Raw genomic sequence first — 22,209 nt, 5'->3', positions numbered from 1 at the left:
CTCATCCGTCCAATGCCTGTCCAGAATCAGGCCAGCTTGAGCAGACAGGTTCCGCAGGCCCTCGCAATGTTCAATTTCCCCACCTCAGCAGGACTGTTTGCTGCATCCACCAACGCTTGAACGTCAGGGCTTGCACCGTAGCGGCGGACAACACCGACGAACTCCTCGACGTCGTGTCCGCGCATCTCAAGCTTGGGCAATCCTTCCTGGGTGAACTTGGGTGCGCCGTACTGATCTTTAGCCTGAGCGATGTGATAGAGCTCGTGCTCAACCAGGGCGCAGAAGTCGGTGTCGCTGCATTGGTCGCAGTAGTCAGCGGCCAGCGTGATGATGTAGGTCGGCACGTCGCCGAACCAATCGCGCATCTGTTGCTCCATCCGGGCCTTCTGCCAGCCACCAGCGCGGAACGCTACCTGTTCGGCCTGACCTAGTATCGTGCGGCCCTGCTTGGCGAAGCTCGACGACGCCCACATGATCCGGATGTCTGCATCCAGTAGGTGGGCATGGTCTTCGTTGTGAATGGTGCCGGTGTCAGCAAGGATCTCGGCTTGGAGCCATTCCCACACTTCTGGCGCCGGCGTTAACCGGATGCCGAAGTCGGATAGGTCCGACAGTTCGAGCAATGAGGCTGGAGGTCGAGGCCTATTCATAAACCTCTATCTCCGCGCCACGTTTTCGAATGCGCCAAATCGTGGCGCGGATTACTTGCCCCGGCGATCGATACCACCAGGCGCCTTGTCACAGTTCAGGCAGCGCTCGCAGTTCAGCATCCGGCATAGCCATGCCTTGACGCGCGGCCAGTGGTTGGCGACGAACCAGTGTCTTAGGCCAGCCAATGCGAGCGCTCCGTGGAAGGTGACGCCTGCAGCGCTGGGGCTGAGGAGTACAGCCTCTCCCCGGGTAGCAATCGCAAACCCGGACACGGCGATCGCCGCGTAAATGATCTTGCCGACAATACCGTCTCTCACCTTGTGGCTCAGTACGCACCAGGTCGCCCAGATGGCGATGATGGAGACGAAAGCCGTGCTCAATGTTTGAAGGCTCATGAATTAACCCCCTCCGAGCTTCGAGCGGATAAGCGCCCAGATGTCGGCGGCTTTGATGGCCCGGTTGATGGCGGTCAGGAGTGACCCGCCGAACGCCCCAAGAAGGAACCCAACACCGGCAACATTGCTGGGATCAGTCACAGCCAGGCGGTCGCAAACTATGCCCGTCAAGTACAGGGCGCAGGCAATACCCGTCAGCAGGAAGATGACCCAGGACCAGAGATCCTTCAGATCGTCCTTGCTCCACCAACTCGCGATGATGGCGCCGACTACCCCGGCAAGGATCAGGTCGGCCTTGTCGAGCAAGCGATGCAGGAATTCCATGCGCTCGACCTCTCAGTTGCATGATTGAATAAAAAAGGCCGTCAGGTGGCGGCCAAACGCTGGGGAGCAGCGGCGAATAGATCAGCCCCGGCGGCACTCCCAGCTCAGAGCGAAGGGTGTGGCGGGGCCGAAAACAAGAAGGCCCCGATCAATGTCGAGGCCCTGAATAGGTGCGCGTGTCTTCCCACGCTGCCAGCCAAAGGCCATCACGGCGTCGACACCCAAGTGCATCGATCTCGCCGTTTCGGTCTCGCGCCACCCTGAAAGCGTGTTAGGTCAGGGCGCGCGGGCTGCCGGTGTTTTTCCGTAGCGCTGCACTACCGGCTTATCAGCGTCCAGGCCTCCCGAAGGCTGCCCTGGCTGCAGTGAATTTTGAGCAATAAAAAACCCGGCGCAGTGGCCGGGTTTTCTTGGATCAGCGCACTCAGTGAGACAAGTGCCTTTCGGTGTAGCCAGCACCCTGCGAATTGAGCTCTGCCATACGGCTTGCTCTCCACTCAGAGGCCATCTTTAACGCTTGCGCATCCCCAAGCTTTTTCCGGGAGAAGCACTTGTACATCGACCTGCCATCAACCCCCTGGGCCGATGCTTGGTAGTAGCCTTTGCTGGTCAGGCTAACGCCGGTCATTCCCGTGGTGTTGGTGGCGTACTGCGATTTGTTGCGCATGTTGCCAGCGGCTTCGACCAGGCGAAGATTGTCGAATCGATTGTTGGTGGAATCACCGTCGATATGGTCGACCTGCACACCCTCAGGGATCTGGTCACCAGTTCGCAAGGAGTAAATAACTCGATGAGCCAGTTGCACTACCCCACCCAACTGAACCTGCCAACATTTTCGACCGGTCTTCGCATGCTCAAGAAGCGACCCAGCAGGATCGCCTTTTCGAACAGAGCCCCTTCGATCAACAAGCCATCTCAATCCAGTATGAGACGACTCGTCGTATGCAACCAGACCGCAAATTTCATTTAAATTCATAGTAGGTTGCCGAAGGCAAAATTATCAGGATGGCGAAATCATGCCATGAGCCGCACGGGAACGCAATAGGCCCTCAAGCGGCCTCGCGCATTTCGTAAATCACCGCTGCTACAGGACTGAGCGCACGACGGTCGAGATCCTCACAGCACTCGAAGATCAGTTGCAGCGCGCCGCCCCAATCGCGCTCCCAATTGCAGGATTCCAACCGGACACCATGCACCTGCCACATCCACGCCCGAAACTTCTCGGCGTTGGCCAGCGGGTCTTCGTTGGCCGACTGGCCGCCCTGGTGCATGTAGCGGTAACGACTCATTACGCCTTTCACCACGTACTCCAACTTCTCCCGCTTGGCCGCCGTCATCCGCGGCGATCTGTTCTGCACCAGAAGGAACACCACATCTTCGGCTGCTTCGCGAATGTCGTCACTCTGCTCGGCGGCGTACATGAAATCACCGAAGACGCGAATCTGCGGGTGAAGCCTGGCGATTACCGACTGGATGTGCCCAGCCAGTGCGCTGTGCATCGCATGGTTCGCCGTCGGCCCTCGCTCTGTGTTCTGCACCACCACGCCCAACTGAACAACATCTGAGGTTTGGCCGGGGGCCGGGTTGTATTTGCAGTCATGCCATGCCTGACGCGCTGAGTTGATTTTCATGCCGCCTTCCCCATGGTCAGTTCAAAATGTTCAACGCATGCCGCCTTGGCCTTGGCCAGGTCTTTGCCGGAGTGCAGGATTTTCCCCGCCGGCGACCTCGCGACGTACGCCGGTCCGTCCTGCAGGGCGTACTTGCTGATCTGATAGCCCTCCTCCGAGGAAATGCAGTTCTTGCTGGTGGCTTTCCAGTTCATGCGGCCGCCCTCTTCAGTTCACGGATCAGCGCCCGGTAGTGCGCCTTCATGGTCTTCAAATCTTCGATGGTGTAGCGCCGGGGCTCATGAGGACCTTCGAGCCATTCAACTTTTTCGGCGCCGATTCGCCTCACCAGTTCGATGCGGTAGTTCACGATGTCGCCGGACTTGTGGTTGTTGCAGGGCGCACACTGCTTCCACACGTTGAGCGGCTCGAAGCGGATCTCTGGATTTGCCGCAACCGTTCGATAGTGCCCAGCATGGAATTGGCCTTCGTGGTGCCGGCCGCAGCTCACACACGGCAGCGCGGCGTCACGCAGGCGGATCCATTCGTTGAACACGGTCTGCGTCTCACGCAGGTGATCCGCCCTGCTCTTCAGCCTCTCCTTGCGGATCTTGATCTCTTTGCGTTCGATCTGGGCCAGAGACTTGCGCGCCTTGTCCTGATTCACGTCCTTGATGGCCAGGCCGCAGGAGTAGTTGCATACCGCCTGCCCCAGCCGCTGCGGGACGAATGAGGCGCTGCATGCTGGGTTTTTGCAGGTCTTTGGCTTGGGTTGTTTGGTGGCGAGCATCAGTCCTCCTCCTGCAAGCGCTGGCGGTGGGCCTTCGCGACCTTGTCGAAACGTGCCTTTCGCCGCTTATGGTTGATCGGCTCCATCACTCGCAGGAACCCCCACAGGAATGGAACTGATACAGGGAAGGTCAATAGCATCAGCAGCCGAAGAACGAATGCAGTGACTGCGAAGGAAAACTGGCAAAGGCCGCCCCAGGCTTCCAGGTACATATCGCGGTCAAGCATGCCGGTGGAAACCTGCCAAGCGATGTAGCGCAAAGTGAGTTTCTGGCTCATGCAGCCTCCTTGCTCAGCAGATCAGTGAAAACCACGCCGTGGCCAGTGAAGTAGGCAGCGATTCGATCGGTGTACTGAATACCCTGAGCGCGATTGAACAGGCTGGTCACCGGGAAGCCGTCAGGGCCGAACAAATGACACTCGCCCATCATGTCCAGCTTCGTTTCGTAGGGCAGATGACGCATCACCCGGTACCAGTCAGCCTGGAACCCGGCGTCCTCGTTCAGCAGGATCTGAACGCCGATATGCAGCTTGCAGTACTTGCGCGCCTCCCCAGCGTCACCGATCTGGGTCATCTCGGCGATGCGCTTGTACATCGCGAACCACAGGCGGTTCTGGTCAAGGGTGCGGTCCTTGCCCGGGCGTAGGCTCACCACCACGAAGTGCTTGTCCTCGAACATCTTGGACATGCGGGTGATGGCCTCGGTGAGCATGGAGCGGCAGTTGACGCTGATCTTGTCAGTCATGACTGCACCCCTGTCTTCTTGCTGACCTTCCCTTCCGCCTCAAGCTTGCGCATGGTCGCGCGCAGCGTGTTCAGGTCATAGATGCGGATCAGCGCGCGAAGGCTCTTGTTGGCAATCGCAGCAAGCGCGCACCCGACAATGAAGAGCATCGCCGCGATTACCAGCAATCCACCTACGATCATTGAGCCGTATCCAAGCCACAAAGCGATTGAGTCGAGAGTCATGACCGATCTCCCTGGCCCATGGCGGCGTCGCAGCTCCAACAAACCCCGCTGTTCGCATCCATGAAGCCAGCGCCATAGCTGTTCGCTGCATGGCCGTCGCCGCACGCACACCAGATGATTGCATCCGTCTCGTCGCGATTCTTTGGGCGTCGCGCATCCCGAAGTCTGTTGACAGTGGCAATCACTGCTCCTGCAGCGCTTGTGATCAGCGCATGCTGCGATCCTGTGAGTTCGGGCCATGGCGTAGACTCGAATCGCGAGTACTTGTGAAGCTCCATTGCAGCGGCCCGGAAATCACCGGAGAACAGGTGCCCTTCAGCGGACTTGGCGCGCTGCTTCCAATACGCGGCGCGATCTGCATCCTTGCGCAGCACCTCGCACTCAGCCTTCAGCTCAGCATTCACCCGCTCGTAGGCTTCGTAGCCGGTCTTGAGTCCGGCGACTTGGGCGCGGAGCGTGGCTATTTCGATATCGCGAAGCTCAATGGTGCCGACGACATCCTTGTAATCCTGCTCTGCCTGGTCGCGCTCCCGAGATGCTTTCGATCCATCTCTGACGAGCTTTTTGGTGTTCACTGAATAGGTCTTCAGGCTTCCGCGCATACTCGAACAATCAGCGTTCAGGCGCTCGTTCTCGGCGATCAGGGCCAGAACAACGTCAGGGTTGGCTGCGTCGTCATAGGCCATCTCGGCCGTATTCCAGGCTTCGGCAAATTCGTCGCCGCCGTGCTCGCACAGGTCCGCATAGGATTGCTTAACGGCCTCGGCGGCAATCTTGAGTTTTGTGTGGTCGGTCATGGCTTCACCTTCAGTCCGGCGGCTTCGATGGCGGCGCGAGCCAGGCCCAAGTAGACGAACTCACCATCTACGCATTCGGTGCTTTCGACTGGCAGATCGATCACTACAGCAGCCCGGGACTGCCTCCAGCCCTTCTGGAACGACTCCCAATCGGCCTGGGCCATCGGGTCGATGTAGTTGTTACCCTTTGGCGGCTGGCGCCGGTGATCTCGGCCATTGGTGCGCTCAAACTCTTCACGCATCTTGTCGATCATGTCCGTTGCTCCGCTGCTTCTGCGATCAATGCCAGGCGCTCCGACTTGCGAGCCTGGAGCCATGCCTCAGACGTGCGATCCTTCTCGCTGCCCTTGTCGACCCACTCCCACACCGGGCGGCCATTGCTGACCATGTAGGCCCTGTACATCTTGCTGTACTGCTGCTGGCGGATTTGCTGGACGCCACGACCCTTCAGGAAGCGCTCGTCGCCGGCCTGCGGTTTTGGCTTGGTTGGGGCGGTGCTGTATCGAATGCTGGTAACTGCCATGTCAAAAGCCCTCCTTGCCGCGCTGTGATTCCCACTCGAACGGAATCACGATCACACCGCCCTCCCGCAGCCTGTCTGCGCAACGTTCGCCGATAGCGCTGGCCAAGGCCTTCGCGTCGAGGTTGGAAACGATGACGGTGGGCCTCAGCTCTTCGTAGCGGCCGTTGATGATTGCGAACAGGGTGGTCAGTTCGAAGTCGCTGGGCTTCTCCTTGCTGACGCCGATCTCGTCCAGGATCAGCAGTGAGGGACTGATCAGGCTCGACAGGATCTGGTTTTCGGACTTGTCGCTGGAATTGTCGTAAGTAGCGCGGATAGCCTGGAGCACAGAGCCCACGGTGCGATACACGGCTGTCGAGGTGGTGGTCGCCATGATCTGGTTGGCGATTGCCACGGCCAGGTGGGTCTTGCCGGTGCCAGGCTTGCCCAGCAGCAACAGGCAGCGCCCAGTCTCGGCAATATCCACGAACTCGGCGGCGTACCGGCGGCAAGTGTTCAGGGCCTTGCGCTGTTCGGCGGTCTTCGCGACGTACTGATCGAAGGTCTTGCCCACGAAGCGCTTAGGGATCAGCGCTGCGCCGAGCTTTTCGGCCATGCGCATACGCAGCAGTTGGGATTCCTGAGCCTGCTTGCGGCCTTCCTCCTCCTCGGCGCGGATGCGACTGCACTCAGGGCAACCGCTCTTCAGGTCGCGGCCCAGCACCGAATAGACCTTCTGCTCGTACTCCCCATGGGTTTCGCAGGTGGCTGGCTGGATTCGCGTCCCTGGCGGGTAAGCTGGTGCCGGAATGGCGACGACGTTTTCAGAAGCCATAGGAACCATCCTCCCGGGCAATCAGGCCGGCTTTGTAATCGCGATCAGAGAATCCTGTGTGGCGTGAGGCCGGGAACGGGTGGACGTTGCTGGCGGGCTTGTCTGGGAATATTCCCGTCCATCCATTGGCGATCGAGGTGGCTAGCACCTGATCCGGCGCGGCGTGGCCTCGAAGCGCCTTGGCCTGTTGCTCACAGCTTTTGGCAGTCAGTGGCTTGCGGATTTCCTTGCGGTGCTGGCACCAGTCGGCCCACGCTTTTTCGGAGACGTTCTCAGGCCTTGCGGTGAGAGGATCAAACTTCGGATTCTTCACCAGCGCGCCAGCGCCCTGCTTTTGATCTTGCTCTTTCTTCTCTTCTCTTCTCTTCTCTTCTCTGGTCCGCAAACTGTCCGCATCCGAAGCGGACAAATTGCGGACAGGTTTTTTGCGTTCGTTGCGCTTGCGTTCGGAATCGTTGGCGCGGCGCTTGGCGCTGGCCCCGTTGTGCTCGTCAAAGCGAGGCATTACAAGGCTTCCACCATCATTTACGGATGCCCACTCGACATCAATCATGGCCTTGGTAAAGCCCGGCCAGCCCACCACAGCGTCCATCGCATCGACGGTGTAACCCACCAACACGCCATCATTGGAGTGGGTATCGAAGATGCTCCAAGCGATGTGCAGTCCGCCGATAATCCGCAATCTGTCCGCCTGCAATGCGGACACCATGCGGAATACTTTCGGGTGCGTCTGAAGGTCTACTCGCATTTTGATCCAGTCCCCGGCCATTACGCGGCCTCCAATTTGGCGATGACACGCGCGGCTTCACGCTCAATAGCAAGACGCTCGCCTTCTGGCATCTGGTTGTAATAGAACAGGGCGCGCTGGAGCTTCTTGGTTGTTTCGAGAAGCTCTGACTGATCGCCCAGGCATGCGCTTGTAAGGCGACCGCCAGCTAGCGTCATGCCCAAGTGGATTGGCTCTGTGGGGCTGTCGAGAACGATCGTTACCCGGCTCATGCCGCACCCCGCATCGCCTTGTCGTGAGTGAACAGGCCGTCCCAGGTCTTCTTCATGGGCAGCTCGCCAGCCAGGTATAGGTCGTACAGGCGTGCAGCGCCCTTCTTCAGCAGAACCGGCGTAAAGGAAATGAACGGCTCGCGGCCGTGGGGAGTGACTTCGTGCTGGTGCTCGGTCATGTACTTGTCGCGGGCGTAGGACGCCACACGGAAGCGCAGGCCGGATTTGCTCTCGTTGTAGAGCCAGTTGCGACCCTCAAGGAATTTGCCCACCTGCATGACGTTGACCCCATTGAGGCCCTTGCAGAATTGGGTGTGGGTCATCCCTTCCTTGAACAGGTTCTCCATGGAGTGGATTTTGGAGGCCTGCTGGTGGTTCTCGATTCGCAGAACTGCTGTCTGCTCGATCTGGTCGGCGTACAGCCTCAGCGCTTCCGCGTACGACGGCATAGACACAGGTTGCGCGGACTGGGTCTCCAGCTCATGCCAGCGGCGAATCACTGTCATCCGCATGGCGGCGCTGTAACCGGTGAGCAGGCAGTCGGTATGCTCACGATCAAGCATGTACTCGGTCTGCTCACGATTCAGCGGGTCGAGATAGATGCATCCAAAGTTGGATGCATCCTCTCCAAGGTCTTTCAGCATCGAAAGAACGTCGCGCTTCACGTGGAAGTGAGCCTTCCCAGTTAGTTCGGCGACCTCTCGTGAAGACATAGTGGTACGCGACACGTTTTCAGAATTCGAAAAACGTGTCGCGACACCGGATGGGGTATTGACGATTGATTGGGTAGTGGGCATTATTCGCTCCAGAACGTTGTTGCAAGCGCTGTTAAAAGAACCGACCTGATCCGTCGGTTTTTTTGTGCCTGCGATTTGGTGGATGGTTGTTTCACTGGCAGATCCTCAATAGTCCCTAGGGGACTTATCAGCCCTTACGTCCTATGGAAGCGACGTTGCTGCGGCTTTTTGGTGGGCGGGTTACTCGATCCAGCTCTTTGTTGATGATTTTTGCTGCCAACTCTTCGGGTGAAATTCCCTGTCTCCTGGCTAGTAGCTCCAGTTCTCGGGCACCTCTCCCGTCAAGCTGTACATCCAGCTCTTTTGTTTCAGGCACAGGGCCTCCTCGGCCACTTCAGGCCACGTCGGTTTTCGCGTTAAGCTCTTCCATCATTTGGTTCAGGCCGCGCTCGAGGATTTCCCGGGCGAGGACGGCTTTCTGTGTGCGCTGGAAACGGGCCATCGCGGTGAGCAGATCGTCAGCCACCTCATCCAGGCGGACTTTGGTGGGCTTGTCGTGCATGTGGCTTGGATCGAAGTGCATCGTTTGGCTCCTTTGAGCATGCAAGGTGGTTAAGCGGCTTGGAATTCGGTGTTCTTCGCGGTCTTCTCGCGCTCAGCAAGCAGAAGCTCAATGGCTTTGCCGGTGCTGTAGCCGACCATCGTCCCGCTGGTTGCGCGGGAGATCGTGGCCTGCGTGGTGCCGCAGTGTTCAGCTACTTCTGTCTGCGACAGCCCGAGCTGGAAAAGGCGATTCAACATCTCTTGAACTGTCATGACGGGAATCCTATGAGGTTTTGCATGAGGAATCATACGAATACGCATGCTCTCATGCAATAGAATTCTCATAATCCGCATTTGTATATTTGGTGAGTAATGGACATCGCTGGGCGCATTCGCGCGAAAATGGCAGAGACTGGATTGAACGAAACCCAGCTCGGGAAAAGGTCTGGCGTTCCTCAGCCAACGATCAACCGGATTTTGTCTGGAGAGAGCTCGAGCCCGCGCATGCCGACTATCGCCAAGCTGGCAAGAGCCTTCAGGGTTTCTCCAGAGTGGCTTATGTACGGTATTGGTGATGGCTCTTTTGATGCCAACGTCGAGTCGGCTCCAGGGCCAACTCGGTATTACGAGTACCCAGAAATAAGCTGGGTGCAGGCAGGGGTTGCAGCGGAGGCGATGGATTTGTTCAATGTTGGTGAGTTCGAAGCTATGCACCCTTCGGACGCATGGGCCGGCCCTAATGGCTTCTGGCTGAAGGTTCGCGGGCCATCGATGACCTCTACCAATGGGATGAGCTTCAGCGAAGGGATGTTAATCTTAGTGGCGCCCGGCGGCGACGTGGAGAGCGGCCAATATGTTGTGGCCAAACTGATTGACACCAACGAGGCGACATTTAAGCAGTTTATTTGGGATTCTGGTCGGGCATACCTCAAGCCGCTAAACTCGGCGTTTCCTACGGTGGAGGTGGACGACACCTGGTCAGTGGTTGGCCGAGTCGTAGACGCCAAGTGGCCGCGATCAGTGTTGTAAGCCTGTATCAGCGCTGAATCAGTGAGCGATCAGGCCTATAATTAACGCTAAACAAACTAGCAATGAGAGTGGTCGCGCCATGAAAAGTATTTCTCTGTTGATCGCCCTTATTGCCCCTGGAGCGGCGCTGGCTGCATCCTGCGACATGTCTGAATTCAGGGAGATAGACCAGGAATATCTATCCTCTGCGCCAGCCTGCATTGCTAGTGGCGACTACACCAGCACCGCTTGCGCTGCAATCGATGCGCTCATAGCCAAATCAAATCAAGCCGCAGCATCGGTGAAGGCCTTGCGCTGCGATGATCGGTTCTACGTTGAAAATCCCGACCTGGCACCGTTGAGACAGCAGGTTATTTCGCTGCAACGCGCCCAGGCTTATAAGACCAAATCCAGCGAACCACAGCTTACCGGCAATGGGTCAGCTGTCTGCGCCACGCTGATGGCCGACATCGCGCTAAAGTACGACCTCCTGGATCTGAAGCTAATCCCAAACAAGGCTGACGTTTCATCCTTCTATCCGATCGTACCCTGCGCGTATGAGGCAATACGTCCTACTGTTAACGGTAACATCCCTGTAATCGTCCAGGCGCAGCTTAATCAGTCAAATAAGCGATACCGAATCTCAATACGCTGACTAATTTTCAGATCGGACAAGCCCGCCGCGAGCGGGCTTTTTTACGCCCGTGAAAAATATTATGCAAAAACGTATTGACGAAAATTATGAGGATTCGTATAGTCACTCCATCGAGTCACCCAACAGGGGCTCGCCAGGGCCTCAGGGCCTGCTCCAATTTCGGAGTCGCTCTTTACACAACCTGACGTGACCCAACGACGTACCGGCAACCCCGGTGGTGAGAAAGCTAAACCGTCGTCCATGCAGCCTCTGGTAGCTGCCGTACTCCCTAATGTGAGTACGCGAAACCACGCAAGCCAGCCAGGAAGAACACCGGACACGAAATGTGTGACCTGGCCAGAGATATGAATCGGGCGATGCGCGTGGTGGAGATGAAACACCCACAGATTTACTGATGCCGCTTCTATGAGGCGGCATTGGAAATCAACGGGAGTCACAAAATGCTCAACATCAATGAAGACGATCTGAAAACCGCAATCGTAGCCAAGGTATCTGATGAGCTACTGCGCGACGGCGATGACCTTTCCGGCATGGTCGCTGCGGAACTGAAGAAACGCATCGACAAGATCTTCAACGAGCGCGTAACAGCGCAAATTGAGGCAGCGATCAACGAAACCATCAACGGTTCGTTTGAGCGCGAATACCGCCGGGTAAACACCTGGGGCGAGCCAGAAGGCCCGGCCACAACCATTCGCAAAGAACTGGAAAAGACCGTGAACGCTTACTGGTCAGCCAAGGTTGAACCGCGGACCGGCAAGGCCGCAACGAGCGACTACAACACAGTCACCCGAGCCGAATACATCATGACTCAGGTCTGCGCCGAAGACTTCACGAAGGAAATGACCCAGAGCGTGCGCAACGTATCGGGAGCCCTGAAAGACGGCCTTCGTATCCAATTGGCAAAACAGATGGACACCATGCTGGACGGCCTGTTTCACATCAAAAGCCTGCAAGACCAAGGCAAGGTCGAAAAGCCGTATTGAACAACCAGCGCCACGACAGCCTGTCGTTAACTGCCCGATCCTCTCTATGAGAGCGCATCGGGGTGTGATTTGGAGTTTGCCTCGGCGGATCAGGGGCGCCCTGCGTGCGGGGTGCGGTCGACTAGGTAGCGCTGCCGAAATCGACGTAATTCTTTAGGGTTCGAATCCCTGCCAAATCACACCCCGATGCGGACGAAACTGCGGCCTATAACCGCCCACCTGCATCAGGAATGAATCACAGCGAAGTGAGCAAGCGAGGCACTTACTTCGCGGTGATGAACCCGCCACAAAGGCTGTCCAGCAAGCTCTGGCCGCCTTTGGAATTGAAGAATTCCATCGACTGCTTCACTTCCATTTCGTACCGAGGATTTGTAGCAACATCACGGATGTGTTTCGCCATCTCGTCAGTCATGCCCTCTTTCTGCTCCGTCAGGAATTTTTCTAAAGTGATACCTGCTTCTGGATGTTTCTTCGCGCACGCCTGGGTGGATGCGACAGCCATAACCGCAGTGTTGTGGTCTGCGACAACGTCGGTGGCAGCCAGAGATGGGACAGCATAAGCGAGAGCAATCACCGCGATGGCTGTAGCACTGCGAACTTTACTCAGAAACATTCATATCTCCAGATCTCAATTATTTGGCATTAATGCCAAGACGTATCGGCCAAGCTCGCTGGTTCCTTTAGCGATTTAGTCACCCTTCCCCGACACCACCCGAATGCACTTACCCCTGCGCCCAACGGCAACCAGCGGAGCGGATGAGTGCATCCGAATTTTGTTGGATAAACCAGATGGAGCAAGTCATGGAAACGAAGCACACGCCGGGCAAATGGAACCCTATTCAAGGTCGGCATTTTTGGGTGATCGAGGATGGCGAGGGTCAGCGCCTCGCGTCGCTCCTTGAATCCGAGTGCGTATTCACTGATGGCATCGAACACGATGACGCGGAAGCCAACGCAAAGTTGATGGCTACTGCGCCAGATCTGCTGGCTGATTTGGTCGTCGCTGCCGAAACACTTCGACGCTACGAAGCGCTGCATCGAGCCAAATGCACCGCAGAAAGCCTAGAAAAAGCCGAGGTCAACGCGGGGCTTGCTTGCCGCTTCGAGCAGACCATCGCCAAGGCCACCGCCTAACCAAAGGAGAGAGTCATGCCTGAACAGAGAGCGCCGTACCCACGGTCGGCGGACAACGCTGATCAGATGAACCTTCCCGAGGGCAAGACCTGCGGCGACTGCGTGCACTGCAAACGCTGCACCGCGATGTTCGGCCACATCCCTGCGGATGAGTCGTGCGACTGGAGCCCCTCGCGCTTTCGTGAAGCCGTCCCAGTCACCGCTTAACACTAAACACCGGAGGTCGCCATGAGCGACAAACAATGCGAAATCGTCGACGGCGAAGTCGACCATGACTGGAAGTTCGTCCGCGACTGGGCAGGCGATCCGCAGGTGATCAACGGGACTTTCGACTGTAGCTACCTGGAATGCCGGGTGTGCGGCGAAGAAAACCACAACCACCCTGACATCGCTGATTACGCCAGCTACGAAAGCTAATTCTGCGCCACCCTGGAGGCAGCCATGAACGCAGCAATGAAGACTTGTCAGGCCATGCACGACGCGAAGTTGCCTCCGATGGTGAGCGAGAGCCCGCAGGAAGTGGCTCGGGCTGAGTGGATTGAAAACGGCGCCGAGCAGCTCGTTGATTTTTGCAGTGACGTGAAATTCAAGCGCCAAGGTAATCCGAAGCAGGGCATCACCTTCAAGCGATTCGCTGAAGAAGTTGAGCAGTTCGTCATCAGCGGATCCTGTCGGAGCCAAAGCGCTATTGGAGAAATGGTAATCGGCGTGATTGTTGGAAGCTCAGTTGCTCGCGGCGGCGCTTTCGACCTGATGTCGGCTCCTGACCCGAAGGAGCAGTTGCGAGTTATCGCCAGACGCTTGCTGAGCCCTCTTGCAGATGACGCCCTTATCGCCCAAGCCGAGGACAACGAGCTATGAGCAATCAGGTAGCACTGGCCCGGCTGGGCCTTGAAATCGCCAAGATGAAGAAGTCCTGCACTCCGGTTCCGGATCGCACCTTCGTCATGGGCATGATTGAAATGGCGGAATTCGCCGATCTGATCGATACCGCCACCGCCAACCTTTACCGCGACGCGCTGGACTCCAAGTTTGTCGAGCGCAACACGCATCTGAAAGGAGTTTCGGCATGACCACTGCACCGATTAAAACGCTGATCGACGAACAGTTGGAAGAGATTGAACGCAGCCTCGCAGTTATCGGTGCGGGCATCCCCCGCGAACTTCCTGTTTCGGCGCTCCCTCCTCCGCTGGTAGCTGCCATCAAACAAGGCCGCATCGCCGTGAGGGCTCGACCATGAATCTCGTCTACTGGATTCTCGTTGCGGTCCTGGTAGCAGGTGCAGGCGCTTACGGCATCGTTCGCGATGGCCAGGGTACTTGCCAGGTGCCGCGCTCCACCACCTACCACGTGTTCCGATGACCAGCCTTCAGCGTGCACGCCGCATCCTGATTCGGCGCGGTTCGTTTCGAGTCCTCTCGATCTACACCTTCCTGATGCTGCTTAGCGCCCTCGCCGACCGCATCACCTCCTGACTTTAAACTTCAAGCGCTGCGCACGCCGCGGCAAGGAATCCCCGTGTCCGCAAACACTGAACTGGCCACAGTGCCGCCCGCAGAAACTGCCTTGGCCGTCTATAGCAAGCCGAACGGTCTCGACCCATGGCTTGATCAGGTTCGAGCCAAGGTCGACGAGTTCAAAAAGGTGCTACCTGACCTCAAGACGCGCAAAGGGCGCGAGGCATATGCGTCGATGGCGCACCAGATCGCAAAATCGAAAACCGCGCTTGAGGCGGTAGGGAAAGAGATTTCCGCCAAACAAAAGGAAATCCCGAAGCTGATTGACGCTGAGCGCAAGCGCGTGTGGGACACACTCGAAGCCTGGCAGAAGGAAGTAAGGAAGCCTCTGGACGATTGGCAGGCTGCCGAAGATGAACGGATCAACAGGCACAACAACGAGATTCAGTGCATCAAGGATCTGGTCGTCTTCGATGAGACGCCTGCGTCTGCGCACCTCGCCAAGATCATCGCCGACCTCGAGTTGCTCGAAATCGGCGATAGCTGGGAAGAGTTTTTGGCCGAAGCCGCCCAGGTGAAAGACCAGACGCTGATCAAGTTGCGCACCCTGCACGCCGAGCGTGCGCGCTACGAGGCCGAACAGGCCGAACTGATCCGGTTGCGCGCCGAAGCCGAAGCACAGGCGCAGCGTGATCGTGATGCACAGATCGCCCGGGAAGCTGAAGAGCGTACCCGCCGCGAAGCTGAACAACGCGCCCAAGCTGAGCGAGACGCCGCCACCCGCCGCGAGCAAGAGTTGCTTGATCAGGCTGCCGCTGCGCAGCGCGCCGCCGAGCAAGCGGCCCGCGATGCTGAGGTAGAAGCCGAGCGCCAGCGCCTACAACTTCAATTGCAGGCAGAGCAGGCCGAGCGAGCCGCTGCCCAGGCAGAAGCCAATCGCATCGCTGCCGAACAACGAGCCGAGCAAGAGCGGGTCGCCGCCGAGCAGCGACAAGCTGAAGCCGTAGAGCAAGCCCGCCTTGCCGAGGTAGCTCGCCAGCAGGCCGAAGCGAACGAGGCCGCCCGCCAGCAGCGGGAGCGCGAAGCCGATCAGGCCCACAAGGTGAAGATCATGGGCGCCGCCAAAGAGGCGCTGATGTCGATGAACATCACCGAAGAACTGGCCAAGGCCATCGTTCTGAAAATCGCCCGCCGGGAAGTCCCCAACATCACCATCCATTTCTGAGGAGGCCGCCATGTCCACCGAAATCATCATGCCGGAACAGCGCCGGCAAGCCGTCGTGCCGATCTCGACGGACAACAGCATCATGGCGGTCATCAGTCGCGCCGCCGCCGATCCGACCTGCGATATCGAAAAGATGGAGCGCCTGCTCGCCATGCATGAACGCATGCAGGATAAGGCCGCCGAAGCAGCATTCAACGCCGGAATGGCGCAAATGCAGTGCGAGATACCAACGGTCTTCGAGGCCGCTGTGAACCTGCATACCGGCAACGCCTACGCCACGCTCGACGACATCACGCGAATCATCAAGCCGATCATGCAGCGACACGGATTCGCAATCACCTTCAAGGTTGAAAACCTCGACAAGGCGATCAGTGTCACCGGCATTTTGATGCACCGTGACGGGCACCGAGAACACACCACGATGACCTTGCCGGCCGATATCGGCAAAGGGCGCAACGAAGTGCAGGCGGTTGGTTCATCCACCACCTATGGCAAGCGCTACGTGATGTGCGCCCTGCTGAACATCACGACCAGTGAGGCTCGCGATGATGACGCGCAGACGGCGGACGGATCGGATAGCGAGGAAATGCGAGCCCAAGTAATTACGGACATCCTTGAGCGGGTCGAACAGACAGCCTCACCCGATGAGCTCAAAGATGTCTGGCAGGCTGCATTGAAGGTTTTGCAGGCCAGCGGCGACAAGGTCGGTTATGACACGGTGAAGATTGCCGTCACCAAGCGCAAAGACATATTGGAGGCAAAACAATGATTGTCCTCAACTGCACGCAGGGATCTGCCGAGTGGCTGCAAGGCCGCGCCGGGGTCATCACCGCAAGCATGTTCAGCACCGCCCGCTCCAAGGTGAACGGGCTCACTACCCAGCAGCGGACATACGTTGAAGCAATCTTGGCCGGCCATAGCGAAAGCAAAGCCCGCGACCTGGCTGGCTACAAGGCTGGGCCGAAGGCCGAAGTCGTGCAGCGCGCTCTCGATGGTGAGAAAGTCGGCGAGCCGTCCAACGCTGCACTCACCTACGCCTTCGAGCTGGCTGTGGAGCGTATCGGCGGCGCACCGCTGGATGGCGGGTTCGAAACCTGGCAGATGCGCCGGGGGCATGAGCTCGAGCCCGAAGCCCGAATGGAACACGAACTTCAGACGGGCCTGATCGTTACACAGGTCGGGTTGGTGAAAACTGACGACGGCGTGTTTGGCGCCAGTGCAGACGGGTTCATCGGCGAAGACGGCGGTTCGGAGTACAAATGTTTCCTTTCGCCTGACAAGCTTCGCGCGTTCCACATCGACAACGATGCCAGCGAAGTCATCGACCAGGTGCAGGGCTGCATGTGGATCACCGGCCGCAAGTGGTGGCATATCGGTATGTACTGCCCCCTCCTCAAGCCTGTCGGCCGTCAGCTCTGGCTGCAGGAATTCAAGCGCGACGACGACTACATCGAGCAGCTCGAAGAAGACCTCTGGCAGTTCAAGCTGCTGGTGGACGGCTACGAGGCGAAGCTCCGGAGTAAAGCAGCATGAGATGGGACGCCCATAAGGCAGAGGAGCCGGCCATCGCCCAAGCCCTTCACAGGTTCGCTGACGCGGGGATCTTCGCCGCGTCCAAGGCGTTGCACCGCTCCACTCGCTCACTCAACCGGATCGCCAGCGAGCACGGAATTGAGTTCACGACCTGCACCGCCAGGACGATGGAAGCCCGTCGCCAAAAAAGGGCCTCAATGGTCACTCAGATAAAGGCTTTGGCCGGCACGCGATCGCAAGCTGAGATCTGCGCAGCGCTTGGGATTACGCGGGCCGTTCTTCGTGAGCTCGCCGAGATCTACGAAATCAACATCAACAGTCGCTCGAAAGGTGCCTGATATGGAACAAGCATTCGTTGAAGCCGCAAAGCGGCAAAGTGGACTGGAGGCGGCGAAAGCTGCCTTCTTTGCATCTGGAGGTACGGCACAGCAAATCCCTACCGGGATCGGAAAGGACAGTCCAGGCATCGCAACGGTAGTCAAAACGCCTTACGGCTACAGGAACATCGAAGCGCAGAAGGCTAAGCGAGGCCGAATGATCACTCAAGAGGATCGAGACAAAATCGCCGTCGAGCTTATGAGCTGCAAGGCAGCCGGAATGAAGCGCTTCATCCGCCGCAAGTTCGAAGCCTGGCTGATCCTTCTGGCCGCGAAGATACTGAGCGGCCGCAACGTTCAGCGATCCCCAGTTGTGTCCCGACGCGACAACAACCAAATGTTTGAAATTGCCGGTGAGCTCGAAGAAATAGCCCAGCGCATCAGCAAGAAATACCCGTAACTCCCTCCCCCTTCAAAGTCAGCCGCTATAGCGGCAAGGACGAAGTCATGCCTGCACAAAAGCCAATCATCATGTTCGATGCTCCGGAAGCGGCCAGCCTCCAAACGGTAACCGGCTGGGTTTCCGCTGGTGGTCGATTTTTCGGCGACGACGAGAACCTCGCCCGCTACTGCGGCGCAACTCACCGACGCTGCGACATCAACCCTGAACACCCTATTTATGAGGTGAACAGTTCCTGCAATGAGTGCCGACACGTCCGGTGCCAAGCAAAATTCGCGGCGATGCCAGTCAAGGACTGGGCCGGCGAGCCTCTGGTTATCTTCGATGGCGACCGCTACTTCTTCGATGAGGACAGCCTGCGCGACTACCTGATCGACAGCGATATCGAACTGGCTGACGTTCAACTCTGCATCTGTGAGCCGAATTATCCCCGTGAAATCGAACCGGAAGACCATTTCTGCGATGACCTGCCGGAAGACGGCGAGATCCGCGACGATCAGTTGCTTGCTGCGTTCGAACTGCTGAACGAGATGATCCGCAAGTCTGAACCCCTGTCGTGGTCGGAAGGGGAATTCGCAGTAAGGCTCCCGCAATCGCTCATCGATGAGGTCGCCACCGCGAGGGCCGCAGCATGATCTTCAAATGCATGGCTGGCTGCACCCTCTTCTTCTGGCTTCCATTGGTACTGACCATAAAGGCGGTGATCGGATGAGCGACAAGATGCGTGAAGCCTACAAGATGCGCCGAGCGAAGTTGGCCGGCCTGTTGATCCAGGGTGACGACTGGCCGGGCGCATATCGACGGGCTGATGAAGTGCTCAGTTGGTCGTGTTTCGAGGCTGGCTGGCAGGCTTCCTGCGCCACTGCGGTGATGGAGCTGCCAAAGCCGTATGCCGTGGTAGGTGACTACGCCGCGTGCGGTGGAGGCCGCTCAGTTTGGGATGTCGAGTATGCGGAAAAGATAGATGACCCCATGTGCGCGAAGACAGCCGTCTACGACCTGGCATCACTGGAAGCCGCCGGCCTGAAGGTGACGCCATGATCTTCGCCCCGCTCTACATGGCCTACCTGATCTATAGAGGACCATGGCGATGAATGAACAAACCAAGAGGGAGTTTTACTCCGCCGACCAAGCTGCCCAGCATGGCGCCGAGTGGTGCAAGCGCAATCCAGCATGGCGCCGGATCTGTGATATCCCCGATATCTCCGTGTTCGAAAAAACCTACGATGAGATTCCAAAACGCGAGCGCGCCTACTGGGACAAGAACGGCGGCGAAGAATGCTGGCGAGAATTCGGCACTGGAGGAACCAAGGTGCCAACTGGTTTCATTTCCGGCAAGGGTGAGTTTTTCGACCATGTGCTCAAGGTGCCATTCCATCACAACCTGATGACGGTGTACCGCGTTGGCAGGCGCTGGAAACCCTGACCTTTCCCCCTAACCCCAATCCCCCTGCATGCCTGCCGGTGTACGGCGGGCGAGGAATTCTATTGCCATGCCAAACCATGTGACCAATAAGGTGCACGCGCCAGCGCACGTCCTGAAGTCGTTGATCAACGAAAGCGGCAAGATCGATTTCAACACCATCCTTCCCTTTCGAGGGACGTTCCCTTGGGACAGCATCAGCGGGCAGGCCGAGACCGCGGCGGAAGCGATCACTGCTCAGCCGCTCAACGATCATCCTTTAATTGCAGGGCTTGAACGGCGTAACCGCACCGAGGCCAACGTGTTGCAACTGCGCGAAGAGTGCTTCGAACAGTTCATCCAGATGCTGCGCAACAAGCGATCGTCTGGGCACTTCCATTCGCTGGACTTCGCCCGGGATGTTTGGGGCACAAAGTGGAACGCCTACGACCAGGTGATTGAGCTGGATGCTGGTGAACTCTCGTTCGATACCGCCTGGTCGTGTCCGATTCCGGTTCTGACAGAGCTTTCGAGGTTCCATCCAGATGACGAAATCGTTGTTCGTTATGCGGACGAAGATCTCGGCAGTAACTGCGGAACCGTGCGTCTCAAGGCGGGTGAAGTGGTTTCTTCGAAGGTTGCTGGGCGCTGGAACGAAATGAGCGATGAGCAACGCAAGCAGTGGACGGCCTGGGCGCGAGACCTGAAAGGCTGGCCAGAAGACGAAGAAGACGCCGAATAACCCATCACCACCTTCTGCCGCCACGCGCGGCATGGAGCATCAAATGAATACCGCGCATACCGAAGAATTTATCGAATACATCCGCTTGCCAGAGGTGCGCCGAATCTCCGGCCTAAGCACCGCTACCATTTACCGGATGGCTGTTGGGGGCAAGTTTCCACGTCAAGCCAAGGTTGGAGAGCAGGCCGTGGCCTGGATTCGGTCGGAAGTCGAGGCATGGGCAGCAAGCCGAGCCGCCGCTCGTGAAAGGGCGCAATAGGCCTAAACCTTCATCAGCCTGTCCAGATAGTCAGCCCAGTCCTGCATCATTCCTCGCCGCTGCTCCACGTACTCCGCGTGGTTGTACGTTTTCCTGATCTTGCTTGAACCCGCATGCGAAAGCTGCGCCTCGATCCAATCCTCGTTGTAGCCCATCTCGTTCAAGGCCGTTGAAATCGTGGCGCGGATTCCGTGCCCGGTCAGTCTGCCTTCATATCCCATTCGGCGTAATGCAACGTTGACCGTGCCGTCACTAATTGGCTTGCTCGGGTCACTTCGACCCGCGATCAGTAATTTGTAACGGCCGGTCAGCTCATGCACCTTACGTACCTCAGCAACCGCCTGTCGCGAGAGCGGCACCAGATAAGGCGGTACGTTATCCCCGCCTTTTGCCCTGATTACCTTCTGTAATTGCTTTACGCTTGATGCCGGAATAGTCCAAAGCGCGCCATCAAGGTCGAACTGTGACCACATTGCGCTGCGCAGTTCTCCGGTGCGCACTGCTGTTAATAGCAATAAACGGATGGCGCTCTTTGTGTATTCCGTAACATCAGCGCAATTCAGCGCCTCCAAAAACTCTTTCAGCTCCTTCTGTCTAAGCATGGGGTTGTGCTTCTCTGGTGGTTCTTTAGCAGCCACGATATCTAGGTCCGCCGCTGGATTAATCTCCAAATAATCCGAAGCGATGCCAAAGCGGAATATTTCGTTCAGCCAGGTCCTGCATTTTCTAGCTACGTTGAGCGCCCCGCGCTTCTCGATGACCCTCAGGGTCGCTAGTACATCAGCGCGCCTTACATCTGCAATGGGGATTTTGCCCAGCGCTGGCACCAAGTCCTTGGCCAGATAGAGTTGTGCCTGCACGGCAGCGCCCTTCTTGGCCTTTCCCCATCGAGGGAGCTTGAAGTCGTACCACTCTTTAGCCACTACTTCGAATGTTTTGACTGCGCCGGTACTGGCTGCGCGTTTTTCTTCGCGGCGCTGAGATCGAGGATCGACACCCTTGGCAATAAAGGATCTTGCCTCGTCTCGGCGCTCGCGGGCTTCTTTCAGGGAGATTTCGGGATAGGTACCCAGGGATATGCGCGGTTGCTGTCCGTGCCATGAAAAACGGAAGTGCCACGCTTTCGTGCCTTTGGCGGCGACGAACAAAGACAGGCCAGCGTTATCGCTGAGGCTGTAATCTTTGTCTTTGGGCTTTGCTTGCCTGACGGCTGTGTCAGTGAGGGGCATTAGTACATCACCATGAGCAGTCGAATTCAGATGTGCTGGTGAATGTACTAAAAATAATGAGAAGGGGTGAGAATAGTTGAGAATCTCTGAGAACTAAAAAGCCCCGTAGGCTAGAACCTGCGGGGCTTTTTGAGAAGGCCTGGTAAGGCCTGAGAAGCGAAAATGGTGCCCGAAGCCGGAATCGAACCGGCACGCCCTTACGAGCGGGGGATTTTAAGTCCCATGCGTCTACCAGTTTCGCCATTCGGGCGGTAGCGCGGTGAAGCGGTCTGAATACTGCCATGTAACAACCTGGCCGTTCTGACGCTTGTGATGCAGAGGTGGAAATATATACATCCCTCCCCCGTGAAGCAAGTTCGCATATGGCCTTTTCAAGACTAAATCTTGCAGGGCTGCGAAAATAAAAAAGCTCCGTAGATCAAGGATCTACGGAGCTCGTTTAAAGTGGAGGCCGAGGTCGGAATCGAACCGGCGTAGGTGGATTTGCAATCCACTGCATAACCATTTTGCTACTCGGCCTCAAACATCTGATGTCAGTAGCACGACACCAAACGCATACAAACGCTGAGCTTCGAGAGTTAATTGAATCATTCTCTAACTCATTGAAAACATTGAGCTTTTTCAGCCATCAGTGCTTTCGATGGCGTGAATTA

The 22,209-nt window shown here is 57.5% G+C and carries 42 protein-coding genes and 2 tRNA genes; 20 read left to right on the top strand and 24 right to left on the bottom strand.

Going from position 1 to position 22,209, the window contains the following annotated elements; translation table 11 throughout:
- Positions 1–26: 26 nt before the first annotated feature.
- The 20 genes from ACY4LX_RS17615 to ACY4LX_RS17520 all read right to left on the bottom strand — a co-directional run bounded on the left by ACY4LX_RS17615 (position 27) and on the right by ACY4LX_RS17520 (position 9,425).
- Positions 27–650: a putative metallopeptidase gene (locus ACY4LX_RS17615; RefSeq protein WP_463257245.1), complete on the bottom strand. Its 624-nt coding sequence runs from the start codon at positions 648–650 to the stop codon at positions 27–29.
- Positions 651–701: 51 nt separating this feature from the next.
- Complete coding sequence (locus ACY4LX_RS17610) at positions 702–1,046, bottom strand: hypothetical protein (protein WP_463257244.1); 345 nt, start codon at positions 1,044–1,046, stop codon at positions 702–704.
- 3 nt (positions 1,047–1,049) lie between these two features.
- Positions 1,050–1,370 carry an MFS transporter gene (locus ACY4LX_RS17605; protein ID WP_108524306.1) on the bottom strand — a complete coding sequence of 107 codons (321 nt, stop codon included), beginning with the start codon at positions 1,368–1,370 and terminating at the stop codon, positions 1,050–1,052.
- Positions 1,371–1,794: 424 nt separating this feature from the next.
- Entirely contained in the window at positions 1,795–2,346 is a 552-nt protein-coding gene (locus ACY4LX_RS17600; protein ID WP_463257243.1) for an HNH endonuclease signature motif containing protein, read from the bottom strand.
- 73 nt (positions 2,347–2,419) lie between these two features.
- Positions 2,420–3,001 (bottom strand): hypothetical protein, encoded by a 582-nt coding sequence (locus tag ACY4LX_RS17595; protein ID WP_463257242.1) that lies wholly within the window; start codon positions 2,999–3,001, stop codon positions 2,420–2,422.
- Positions 2,998–3,195 carry a hypothetical protein gene (locus ACY4LX_RS17590; protein ID WP_463257241.1) on the bottom strand — a complete coding sequence of 66 codons (198 nt, stop codon included), beginning with the start codon at positions 3,193–3,195 and terminating at the stop codon, positions 2,998–3,000. Before ACY4LX_RS17590 ends, ACY4LX_RS17595 begins: the two co-directional genes overlap by 4 nt.
- Positions 3,192–3,770 carry a recombination protein NinG gene (locus ACY4LX_RS17585; RefSeq protein ID WP_463257240.1) on the bottom strand — a complete coding sequence of 193 codons (579 nt, stop codon included), beginning with the start codon at positions 3,768–3,770 and terminating at the stop codon, positions 3,192–3,194. Before ACY4LX_RS17585 ends, ACY4LX_RS17590 begins: the two co-directional genes overlap by 4 nt.
- Positions 3,770–4,048: a hypothetical protein gene (locus ACY4LX_RS17580; RefSeq protein ID WP_463257239.1), complete on the bottom strand. Its 279-nt coding sequence runs from the start codon at positions 4,046–4,048 to the stop codon at positions 3,770–3,772. The genes ACY4LX_RS17585 and ACY4LX_RS17580 overlap by 1 nt, the downstream gene beginning before the upstream one ends.
- Positions 4,045–4,515 (bottom strand): hypothetical protein, encoded by a 471-nt coding sequence (locus tag ACY4LX_RS17575; RefSeq protein WP_463257238.1) that lies wholly within the window; start codon positions 4,513–4,515, stop codon positions 4,045–4,047. Before ACY4LX_RS17575 ends, ACY4LX_RS17580 begins: the two co-directional genes overlap by 4 nt.
- Positions 4,512–4,739: a hypothetical protein gene (locus ACY4LX_RS17570; RefSeq protein ID WP_463257237.1), complete on the bottom strand. Its 228-nt coding sequence runs from the start codon at positions 4,737–4,739 to the stop codon at positions 4,512–4,514. Before ACY4LX_RS17570 ends, ACY4LX_RS17575 begins: the two co-directional genes overlap by 4 nt.
- Entirely contained in the window at positions 4,736–5,536 is an 801-nt protein-coding gene (locus ACY4LX_RS17565; protein ID WP_463257236.1) for a hypothetical protein, read from the bottom strand. Before ACY4LX_RS17565 ends, ACY4LX_RS17570 begins: the two co-directional genes overlap by 4 nt.
- Entirely contained in the window at positions 5,533–5,790 is a 258-nt protein-coding gene (locus tag ACY4LX_RS17560; RefSeq protein WP_463257235.1) for a hypothetical protein, read from the bottom strand. Before ACY4LX_RS17560 ends, ACY4LX_RS17565 begins: the two co-directional genes overlap by 4 nt.
- Positions 5,787–6,059 carry a hypothetical protein gene (locus ACY4LX_RS17555; protein ID WP_463257234.1) on the bottom strand — a complete coding sequence of 91 codons (273 nt, stop codon included), beginning with the start codon at positions 6,057–6,059 and terminating at the stop codon, positions 5,787–5,789. Before ACY4LX_RS17555 ends, ACY4LX_RS17560 begins: the two co-directional genes overlap by 4 nt.
- 1 nt (position 6,060) lies before the next feature.
- Entirely contained in the window at positions 6,061–6,873 is an 813-nt protein-coding gene (locus ACY4LX_RS17550) for an ATP-binding protein (protein ID WP_463257233.1), read from the bottom strand.
- The gene (locus ACY4LX_RS17545; RefSeq protein WP_463257232.1) at positions 6,863–7,642 is read right to left on the bottom strand and encodes a Pyocin large subunit-like protein; all 780 of its coding nucleotides are present in this window, start codon (positions 7,640–7,642) and stop codon (positions 6,863–6,865) included. The genes ACY4LX_RS17550 and ACY4LX_RS17545 overlap by 11 nt, the downstream gene beginning before the upstream one ends.
- Positions 7,642–7,872: a hypothetical protein gene (locus tag ACY4LX_RS17540; RefSeq protein WP_463257231.1), complete on the bottom strand. Its 231-nt coding sequence runs from the start codon at positions 7,870–7,872 to the stop codon at positions 7,642–7,644. Before ACY4LX_RS17540 ends, ACY4LX_RS17545 begins: the two co-directional genes overlap by 1 nt.
- Positions 7,869–8,669 (bottom strand): Rha family transcriptional regulator, encoded by an 801-nt coding sequence (locus ACY4LX_RS17535; protein WP_463257230.1) that lies wholly within the window; start codon positions 8,667–8,669, stop codon positions 7,869–7,871. The genes ACY4LX_RS17540 and ACY4LX_RS17535 overlap by 4 nt, the downstream gene beginning before the upstream one ends.
- Positions 8,670–8,796: 127 nt before the next feature.
- Complete coding sequence (locus ACY4LX_RS17530) at positions 8,797–8,985, bottom strand: hypothetical protein (protein WP_463257229.1); 189 nt, start codon at positions 8,983–8,985, stop codon at positions 8,797–8,799.
- 18 nt (positions 8,986–9,003) lie between these two features.
- The gene (locus ACY4LX_RS17525; protein WP_010568074.1) at positions 9,004–9,192 is read right to left on the bottom strand and encodes a hypothetical protein; all 189 of its coding nucleotides are present in this window, start codon (positions 9,190–9,192) and stop codon (positions 9,004–9,006) included.
- Positions 9,193–9,221: 29 nt separating this feature from the next.
- On the bottom strand, positions 9,222–9,425 hold the full coding sequence (locus ACY4LX_RS17520) for a helix-turn-helix domain-containing protein (RefSeq protein WP_095040228.1): 204 nt from the start codon (positions 9,423–9,425) through the stop codon (positions 9,222–9,224).
- Between the two features lie 99 nt (positions 9,426–9,524).
- Between ACY4LX_RS17520 and ACY4LX_RS17515 the strand changes: the two genes are divergently transcribed.
- From ACY4LX_RS17515 to ACY4LX_RS17505, 3 genes are all read left to right on the top strand, one after another.
- Positions 9,525–10,181, top strand: a complete 657-nt coding sequence (locus ACY4LX_RS17515; RefSeq protein ID WP_463257228.1) for a LexA family protein — start codon at positions 9,525–9,527, stop codon at positions 10,179–10,181.
- Positions 10,182–10,260: 79 nt separating this feature from the next.
- Positions 10,261–10,815 carry a hypothetical protein gene (locus ACY4LX_RS17510; protein ID WP_463257227.1) on the top strand — a complete coding sequence of 185 codons (555 nt, stop codon included), beginning with the start codon at positions 10,261–10,263 and terminating at the stop codon, positions 10,813–10,815.
- Between the two features lie 440 nt (positions 10,816–11,255).
- The gene (locus ACY4LX_RS17505) at positions 11,256–11,798 is read left to right on the top strand and encodes a hypothetical protein (protein WP_463257226.1); all 543 of its coding nucleotides are present in this window, start codon (positions 11,256–11,258) and stop codon (positions 11,796–11,798) included.
- A gap of 262 nt (positions 11,799–12,060) precedes the next feature.
- Here the strand turns inward: ACY4LX_RS17505 and ACY4LX_RS17500 are convergent, their stop codons facing one another.
- Entirely contained in the window at positions 12,061–12,411 is a 351-nt protein-coding gene (locus ACY4LX_RS17500) for a hypothetical protein (protein ID WP_463257225.1), read from the bottom strand.
- A gap of 188 nt (positions 12,412–12,599) precedes the next feature.
- On the opposite strand from ACY4LX_RS17500, the gene ACY4LX_RS17495 reads away from it, so the two are divergent.
- The 17 genes from ACY4LX_RS17495 to ACY4LX_RS17415 all read left to right on the top strand — a co-directional run bounded on the left by ACY4LX_RS17495 (position 12,600) and on the right by ACY4LX_RS17415 (position 20,327).
- Complete coding sequence (locus ACY4LX_RS17495; protein ID WP_463257224.1) at positions 12,600–12,932, top strand: hypothetical protein; 333 nt, start codon at positions 12,600–12,602, stop codon at positions 12,930–12,932.
- A 15-nt stretch (positions 12,933–12,947) separates the two neighbouring features.
- On the top strand, positions 12,948–13,139 hold the full coding sequence (locus tag ACY4LX_RS17490) for a hypothetical protein (protein ID WP_463257223.1): 192 nt from the start codon (positions 12,948–12,950) through the stop codon (positions 13,137–13,139).
- 21 nt (positions 13,140–13,160) lie between these two features.
- Complete coding sequence (locus tag ACY4LX_RS17485; RefSeq protein WP_463257222.1) at positions 13,161–13,349, top strand: hypothetical protein; 189 nt, start codon at positions 13,161–13,163, stop codon at positions 13,347–13,349.
- A 24-nt stretch (positions 13,350–13,373) separates the two neighbouring features.
- Complete coding sequence (locus ACY4LX_RS17480; protein WP_463257221.1) at positions 13,374–13,793, top strand: hypothetical protein; 420 nt, start codon at positions 13,374–13,376, stop codon at positions 13,791–13,793.
- A complete protein-coding gene (locus ACY4LX_RS17475; protein ID WP_463257220.1) occupies positions 13,790–14,005 on the top strand; it encodes a hypothetical protein in 216 nt (71 codons plus the stop codon). The genes ACY4LX_RS17480 and ACY4LX_RS17475 overlap by 4 nt, the downstream gene beginning before the upstream one ends.
- On the top strand, positions 14,002–14,172 hold the full coding sequence (locus tag ACY4LX_RS17470; protein ID WP_463257219.1) for a hypothetical protein: 171 nt from the start codon (positions 14,002–14,004) through the stop codon (positions 14,170–14,172). Before ACY4LX_RS17475 ends, ACY4LX_RS17470 begins: the two co-directional genes overlap by 4 nt.
- Entirely contained in the window at positions 14,169–14,294 is a 126-nt protein-coding gene (locus ACY4LX_RS17465) for a hypothetical protein (protein ID WP_463257218.1), read from the top strand. Before ACY4LX_RS17470 ends, ACY4LX_RS17465 begins: the two co-directional genes overlap by 4 nt.
- A 156-nt stretch (positions 14,295–14,450) precedes the next feature.
- Positions 14,451–15,614: a hypothetical protein gene (locus tag ACY4LX_RS17460; protein WP_463257217.1), complete on the top strand. Its 1,164-nt coding sequence runs from the start codon at positions 14,451–14,453 to the stop codon at positions 15,612–15,614.
- 10 nt (positions 15,615–15,624) lie between these two features.
- A complete protein-coding gene (locus tag ACY4LX_RS17455) occupies positions 15,625–16,383 on the top strand; it encodes an ERF family protein (RefSeq protein WP_108183207.1) in 759 nt (252 codons plus the stop codon).
- Positions 16,380–17,147: a lambda exonuclease family protein gene (locus ACY4LX_RS17450; protein WP_463257216.1), complete on the top strand. Its 768-nt coding sequence runs from the start codon at positions 16,380–16,382 to the stop codon at positions 17,145–17,147. Before ACY4LX_RS17455 ends, ACY4LX_RS17450 begins: the two co-directional genes overlap by 4 nt.
- Complete coding sequence (locus ACY4LX_RS17445) at positions 17,144–17,485, top strand: hypothetical protein (protein WP_212546426.1); 342 nt, start codon at positions 17,144–17,146, stop codon at positions 17,483–17,485. Before ACY4LX_RS17450 ends, ACY4LX_RS17445 begins: the two co-directional genes overlap by 4 nt.
- Position 17,486: 1 nt before the next feature.
- Entirely contained in the window at positions 17,487–17,924 is a 438-nt protein-coding gene (locus ACY4LX_RS17440; RefSeq protein WP_463257215.1) for a hypothetical protein, read from the top strand.
- Positions 17,925–17,971: 47 nt separating this feature from the next.
- Entirely contained in the window at positions 17,972–18,559 is a 588-nt protein-coding gene (locus ACY4LX_RS17435; protein WP_463257214.1) for a hypothetical protein, read from the top strand.
- 73 nt (positions 18,560–18,632) lie between these two features.
- Entirely contained in the window at positions 18,633–18,965 is a 333-nt protein-coding gene (locus ACY4LX_RS17430) for a hypothetical protein (protein ID WP_463257213.1), read from the top strand.
- Positions 18,966–19,014: 49 nt separating this feature from the next.
- Positions 19,015–19,350 (top strand): hypothetical protein, encoded by a 336-nt coding sequence (locus ACY4LX_RS17425; RefSeq protein ID WP_463257212.1) that lies wholly within the window; start codon positions 19,015–19,017, stop codon positions 19,348–19,350.
- A 67-nt stretch (positions 19,351–19,417) separates the two neighbouring features.
- Positions 19,418–20,068, top strand: coding sequence for a DUF1281 family ferredoxin-like fold protein (locus ACY4LX_RS17420; RefSeq protein ID WP_463257211.1), 651 nt, complete (start codon positions 19,418–19,420; stop codon positions 20,066–20,068).
- Positions 20,069–20,111: 43 nt separating this feature from the next.
- Positions 20,112–20,327: a helix-turn-helix transcriptional regulator gene (locus ACY4LX_RS17415; RefSeq protein ID WP_463257210.1), complete on the top strand. Its 216-nt coding sequence runs from the start codon at positions 20,112–20,114 to the stop codon at positions 20,325–20,327.
- A 2-nt stretch (positions 20,328–20,329) separates the two neighbouring features.
- Here the strand turns inward: ACY4LX_RS17415 and ACY4LX_RS17410 are convergent, their stop codons facing one another.
- From ACY4LX_RS17410 to ACY4LX_RS17400, 3 genes are all read right to left on the bottom strand, one after another.
- Complete coding sequence (locus ACY4LX_RS17410; protein ID WP_463257209.1) at positions 20,330–21,556, bottom strand: tyrosine-type recombinase/integrase; 1,227 nt, start codon at positions 21,554–21,556, stop codon at positions 20,330–20,332.
- Between the two features lie 163 nt (positions 21,557–21,719).
- Positions 21,720–21,806, bottom strand: a tRNA-Leu gene (locus tag ACY4LX_RS17405).
- 195 nt (positions 21,807–22,001) lie between these two features.
- Positions 22,002–22,075, bottom strand: a tRNA-Cys gene (locus ACY4LX_RS17400).
- Positions 22,076–22,209: the final 134 nt, after the last annotated feature.

The organism is Pseudomonas sp. Emmai, assembly GCF_055179735.1.
This window is presented reverse-complemented; position numbering and strand designations above follow the sequence as displayed.

Coding starts and splice junctions, on each gene's coding strand:
- ACY4LX_RS17615 (WP_463257245.1), bottom strand. CDS start 650: ATGAATAGGCCTCGACCTCCAGCCTCATTGCTCGAACTGTCGGACCTA.
- ACY4LX_RS17610 (WP_463257244.1), bottom strand. CDS start 1,046: ATGAGCCTTCAAACATTGAGCACGGCTTTCGTCTCCATCATCGCCATC.
- ACY4LX_RS17605 (WP_108524306.1), bottom strand. CDS start 1,370: ATGGAATTCCTGCATCGCTTGCTCGACAAGGCCGACCTGATCCTTGCC.
- ACY4LX_RS17600 (WP_463257243.1), bottom strand. CDS start 2,346: ATGAATTTAAATGAAATTTGCGGTCTGGTTGCATACGACGAGTCGTCT.
- ACY4LX_RS17595 (WP_463257242.1), bottom strand. CDS start 3,001: ATGAAAATCAACTCAGCGCGTCAGGCATGGCATGACTGCAAATACAAC.
- ACY4LX_RS17590 (WP_463257241.1), bottom strand. CDS start 3,195: ATGAACTGGAAAGCCACCAGCAAGAACTGCATTTCCTCGGAGGAGGGC.
- ACY4LX_RS17585 (WP_463257240.1), bottom strand. CDS start 3,770: ATGCTCGCCACCAAACAACCCAAGCCAAAGACCTGCAAAAACCCAGCA.
- ACY4LX_RS17580 (WP_463257239.1), bottom strand. CDS start 4,048: ATGAGCCAGAAACTCACTTTGCGCTACATCGCTTGGCAGGTTTCCACC.
- ACY4LX_RS17575 (WP_463257238.1), bottom strand. CDS start 4,515: ATGACTGACAAGATCAGCGTCAACTGCCGCTCCATGCTCACCGAGGCC.
- ACY4LX_RS17570 (WP_463257237.1), bottom strand. CDS start 4,739: ATGACTCTCGACTCAATCGCTTTGTGGCTTGGATACGGCTCAATGATC.
- ACY4LX_RS17565 (WP_463257236.1), bottom strand. CDS start 5,536: ATGACCGACCACACAAAACTCAAGATTGCCGCCGAGGCCGTTAAGCAA.
- ACY4LX_RS17560 (WP_463257235.1), bottom strand. CDS start 5,790: ATGATCGACAAGATGCGTGAAGAGTTTGAGCGCACCAATGGCCGAGAT.
- ACY4LX_RS17555 (WP_463257234.1), bottom strand. CDS start 6,059: ATGGCAGTTACCAGCATTCGATACAGCACCGCCCCAACCAAGCCAAAA.
- ACY4LX_RS17550 (WP_463257233.1), bottom strand. CDS start 6,873: ATGGCTTCTGAAAACGTCGTCGCCATTCCGGCACCAGCTTACCCGCCA.
- ACY4LX_RS17545 (WP_463257232.1), bottom strand. CDS start 7,642: ATGGCCGGGGACTGGATCAAAATGCGAGTAGACCTTCAGACGCACCCG.
- ACY4LX_RS17540 (WP_463257231.1), bottom strand. CDS start 7,872: ATGAGCCGGGTAACGATCGTTCTCGACAGCCCCACAGAGCCAATCCAC.
- ACY4LX_RS17535 (WP_463257230.1), bottom strand. CDS start 8,669: ATGCCCACTACCCAATCAATCGTCAATACCCCATCCGGTGTCGCGACA.
- ACY4LX_RS17525 (WP_010568074.1), bottom strand. CDS start 9,192: ATGCACTTCGATCCAAGCCACATGCACGACAAGCCCACCAAAGTCCGC.
- ACY4LX_RS17520 (WP_095040228.1), bottom strand. CDS start 9,425: ATGACAGTTCAAGAGATGTTGAATCGCCTTTTCCAGCTCGGGCTGTCG.
- ACY4LX_RS17515 (WP_463257228.1), top strand. CDS start 9,525: ATGGACATCGCTGGGCGCATTCGCGCGAAAATGGCAGAGACTGGATTG.
- ACY4LX_RS17510 (WP_463257227.1), top strand. CDS start 10,261: ATGAAAAGTATTTCTCTGTTGATCGCCCTTATTGCCCCTGGAGCGGCG.
- ACY4LX_RS17505 (WP_463257226.1), top strand. CDS start 11,256: ATGCTCAACATCAATGAAGACGATCTGAAAACCGCAATCGTAGCCAAG.
- ACY4LX_RS17500 (WP_463257225.1), bottom strand. CDS start 12,411: ATGTTTCTGAGTAAAGTTCGCAGTGCTACAGCCATCGCGGTGATTGCT.
- ACY4LX_RS17495 (WP_463257224.1), top strand. CDS start 12,600: ATGGAAACGAAGCACACGCCGGGCAAATGGAACCCTATTCAAGGTCGG.
- ACY4LX_RS17490 (WP_463257223.1), top strand. CDS start 12,948: ATGCCTGAACAGAGAGCGCCGTACCCACGGTCGGCGGACAACGCTGAT.
- ACY4LX_RS17485 (WP_463257222.1), top strand. CDS start 13,161: ATGAGCGACAAACAATGCGAAATCGTCGACGGCGAAGTCGACCATGAC.
- ACY4LX_RS17480 (WP_463257221.1), top strand. CDS start 13,374: ATGAACGCAGCAATGAAGACTTGTCAGGCCATGCACGACGCGAAGTTG.
- ACY4LX_RS17475 (WP_463257220.1), top strand. CDS start 13,790: ATGAGCAATCAGGTAGCACTGGCCCGGCTGGGCCTTGAAATCGCCAAG.
- ACY4LX_RS17470 (WP_463257219.1), top strand. CDS start 14,002: ATGACCACTGCACCGATTAAAACGCTGATCGACGAACAGTTGGAAGAG.
- ACY4LX_RS17465 (WP_463257218.1), top strand. CDS start 14,169: ATGAATCTCGTCTACTGGATTCTCGTTGCGGTCCTGGTAGCAGGTGCA.
- ACY4LX_RS17455 (WP_108183207.1), top strand. CDS start 15,625: ATGTCCACCGAAATCATCATGCCGGAACAGCGCCGGCAAGCCGTCGTG.
- ACY4LX_RS17450 (WP_463257216.1), top strand. CDS start 16,380: ATGATTGTCCTCAACTGCACGCAGGGATCTGCCGAGTGGCTGCAAGGC.
- ACY4LX_RS17445 (WP_212546426.1), top strand. CDS start 17,144: ATGAGATGGGACGCCCATAAGGCAGAGGAGCCGGCCATCGCCCAAGCC.
- ACY4LX_RS17440 (WP_463257215.1), top strand. CDS start 17,487: ATGGAACAAGCATTCGTTGAAGCCGCAAAGCGGCAAAGTGGACTGGAG.
- ACY4LX_RS17435 (WP_463257214.1), top strand. CDS start 17,972: ATGCCTGCACAAAAGCCAATCATCATGTTCGATGCTCCGGAAGCGGCC.
- ACY4LX_RS17430 (WP_463257213.1), top strand. CDS start 18,633: ATGAGCGACAAGATGCGTGAAGCCTACAAGATGCGCCGAGCGAAGTTG.
- ACY4LX_RS17425 (WP_463257212.1), top strand. CDS start 19,015: ATGAATGAACAAACCAAGAGGGAGTTTTACTCCGCCGACCAAGCTGCC.
- ACY4LX_RS17420 (WP_463257211.1), top strand. CDS start 19,418: ATGCCAAACCATGTGACCAATAAGGTGCACGCGCCAGCGCACGTCCTG.
- ACY4LX_RS17415 (WP_463257210.1), top strand. CDS start 20,112: ATGAATACCGCGCATACCGAAGAATTTATCGAATACATCCGCTTGCCA.
- ACY4LX_RS17410 (WP_463257209.1), bottom strand. CDS start 21,556: ATGCCCCTCACTGACACAGCCGTCAGGCAAGCAAAGCCCAAAGACAAA.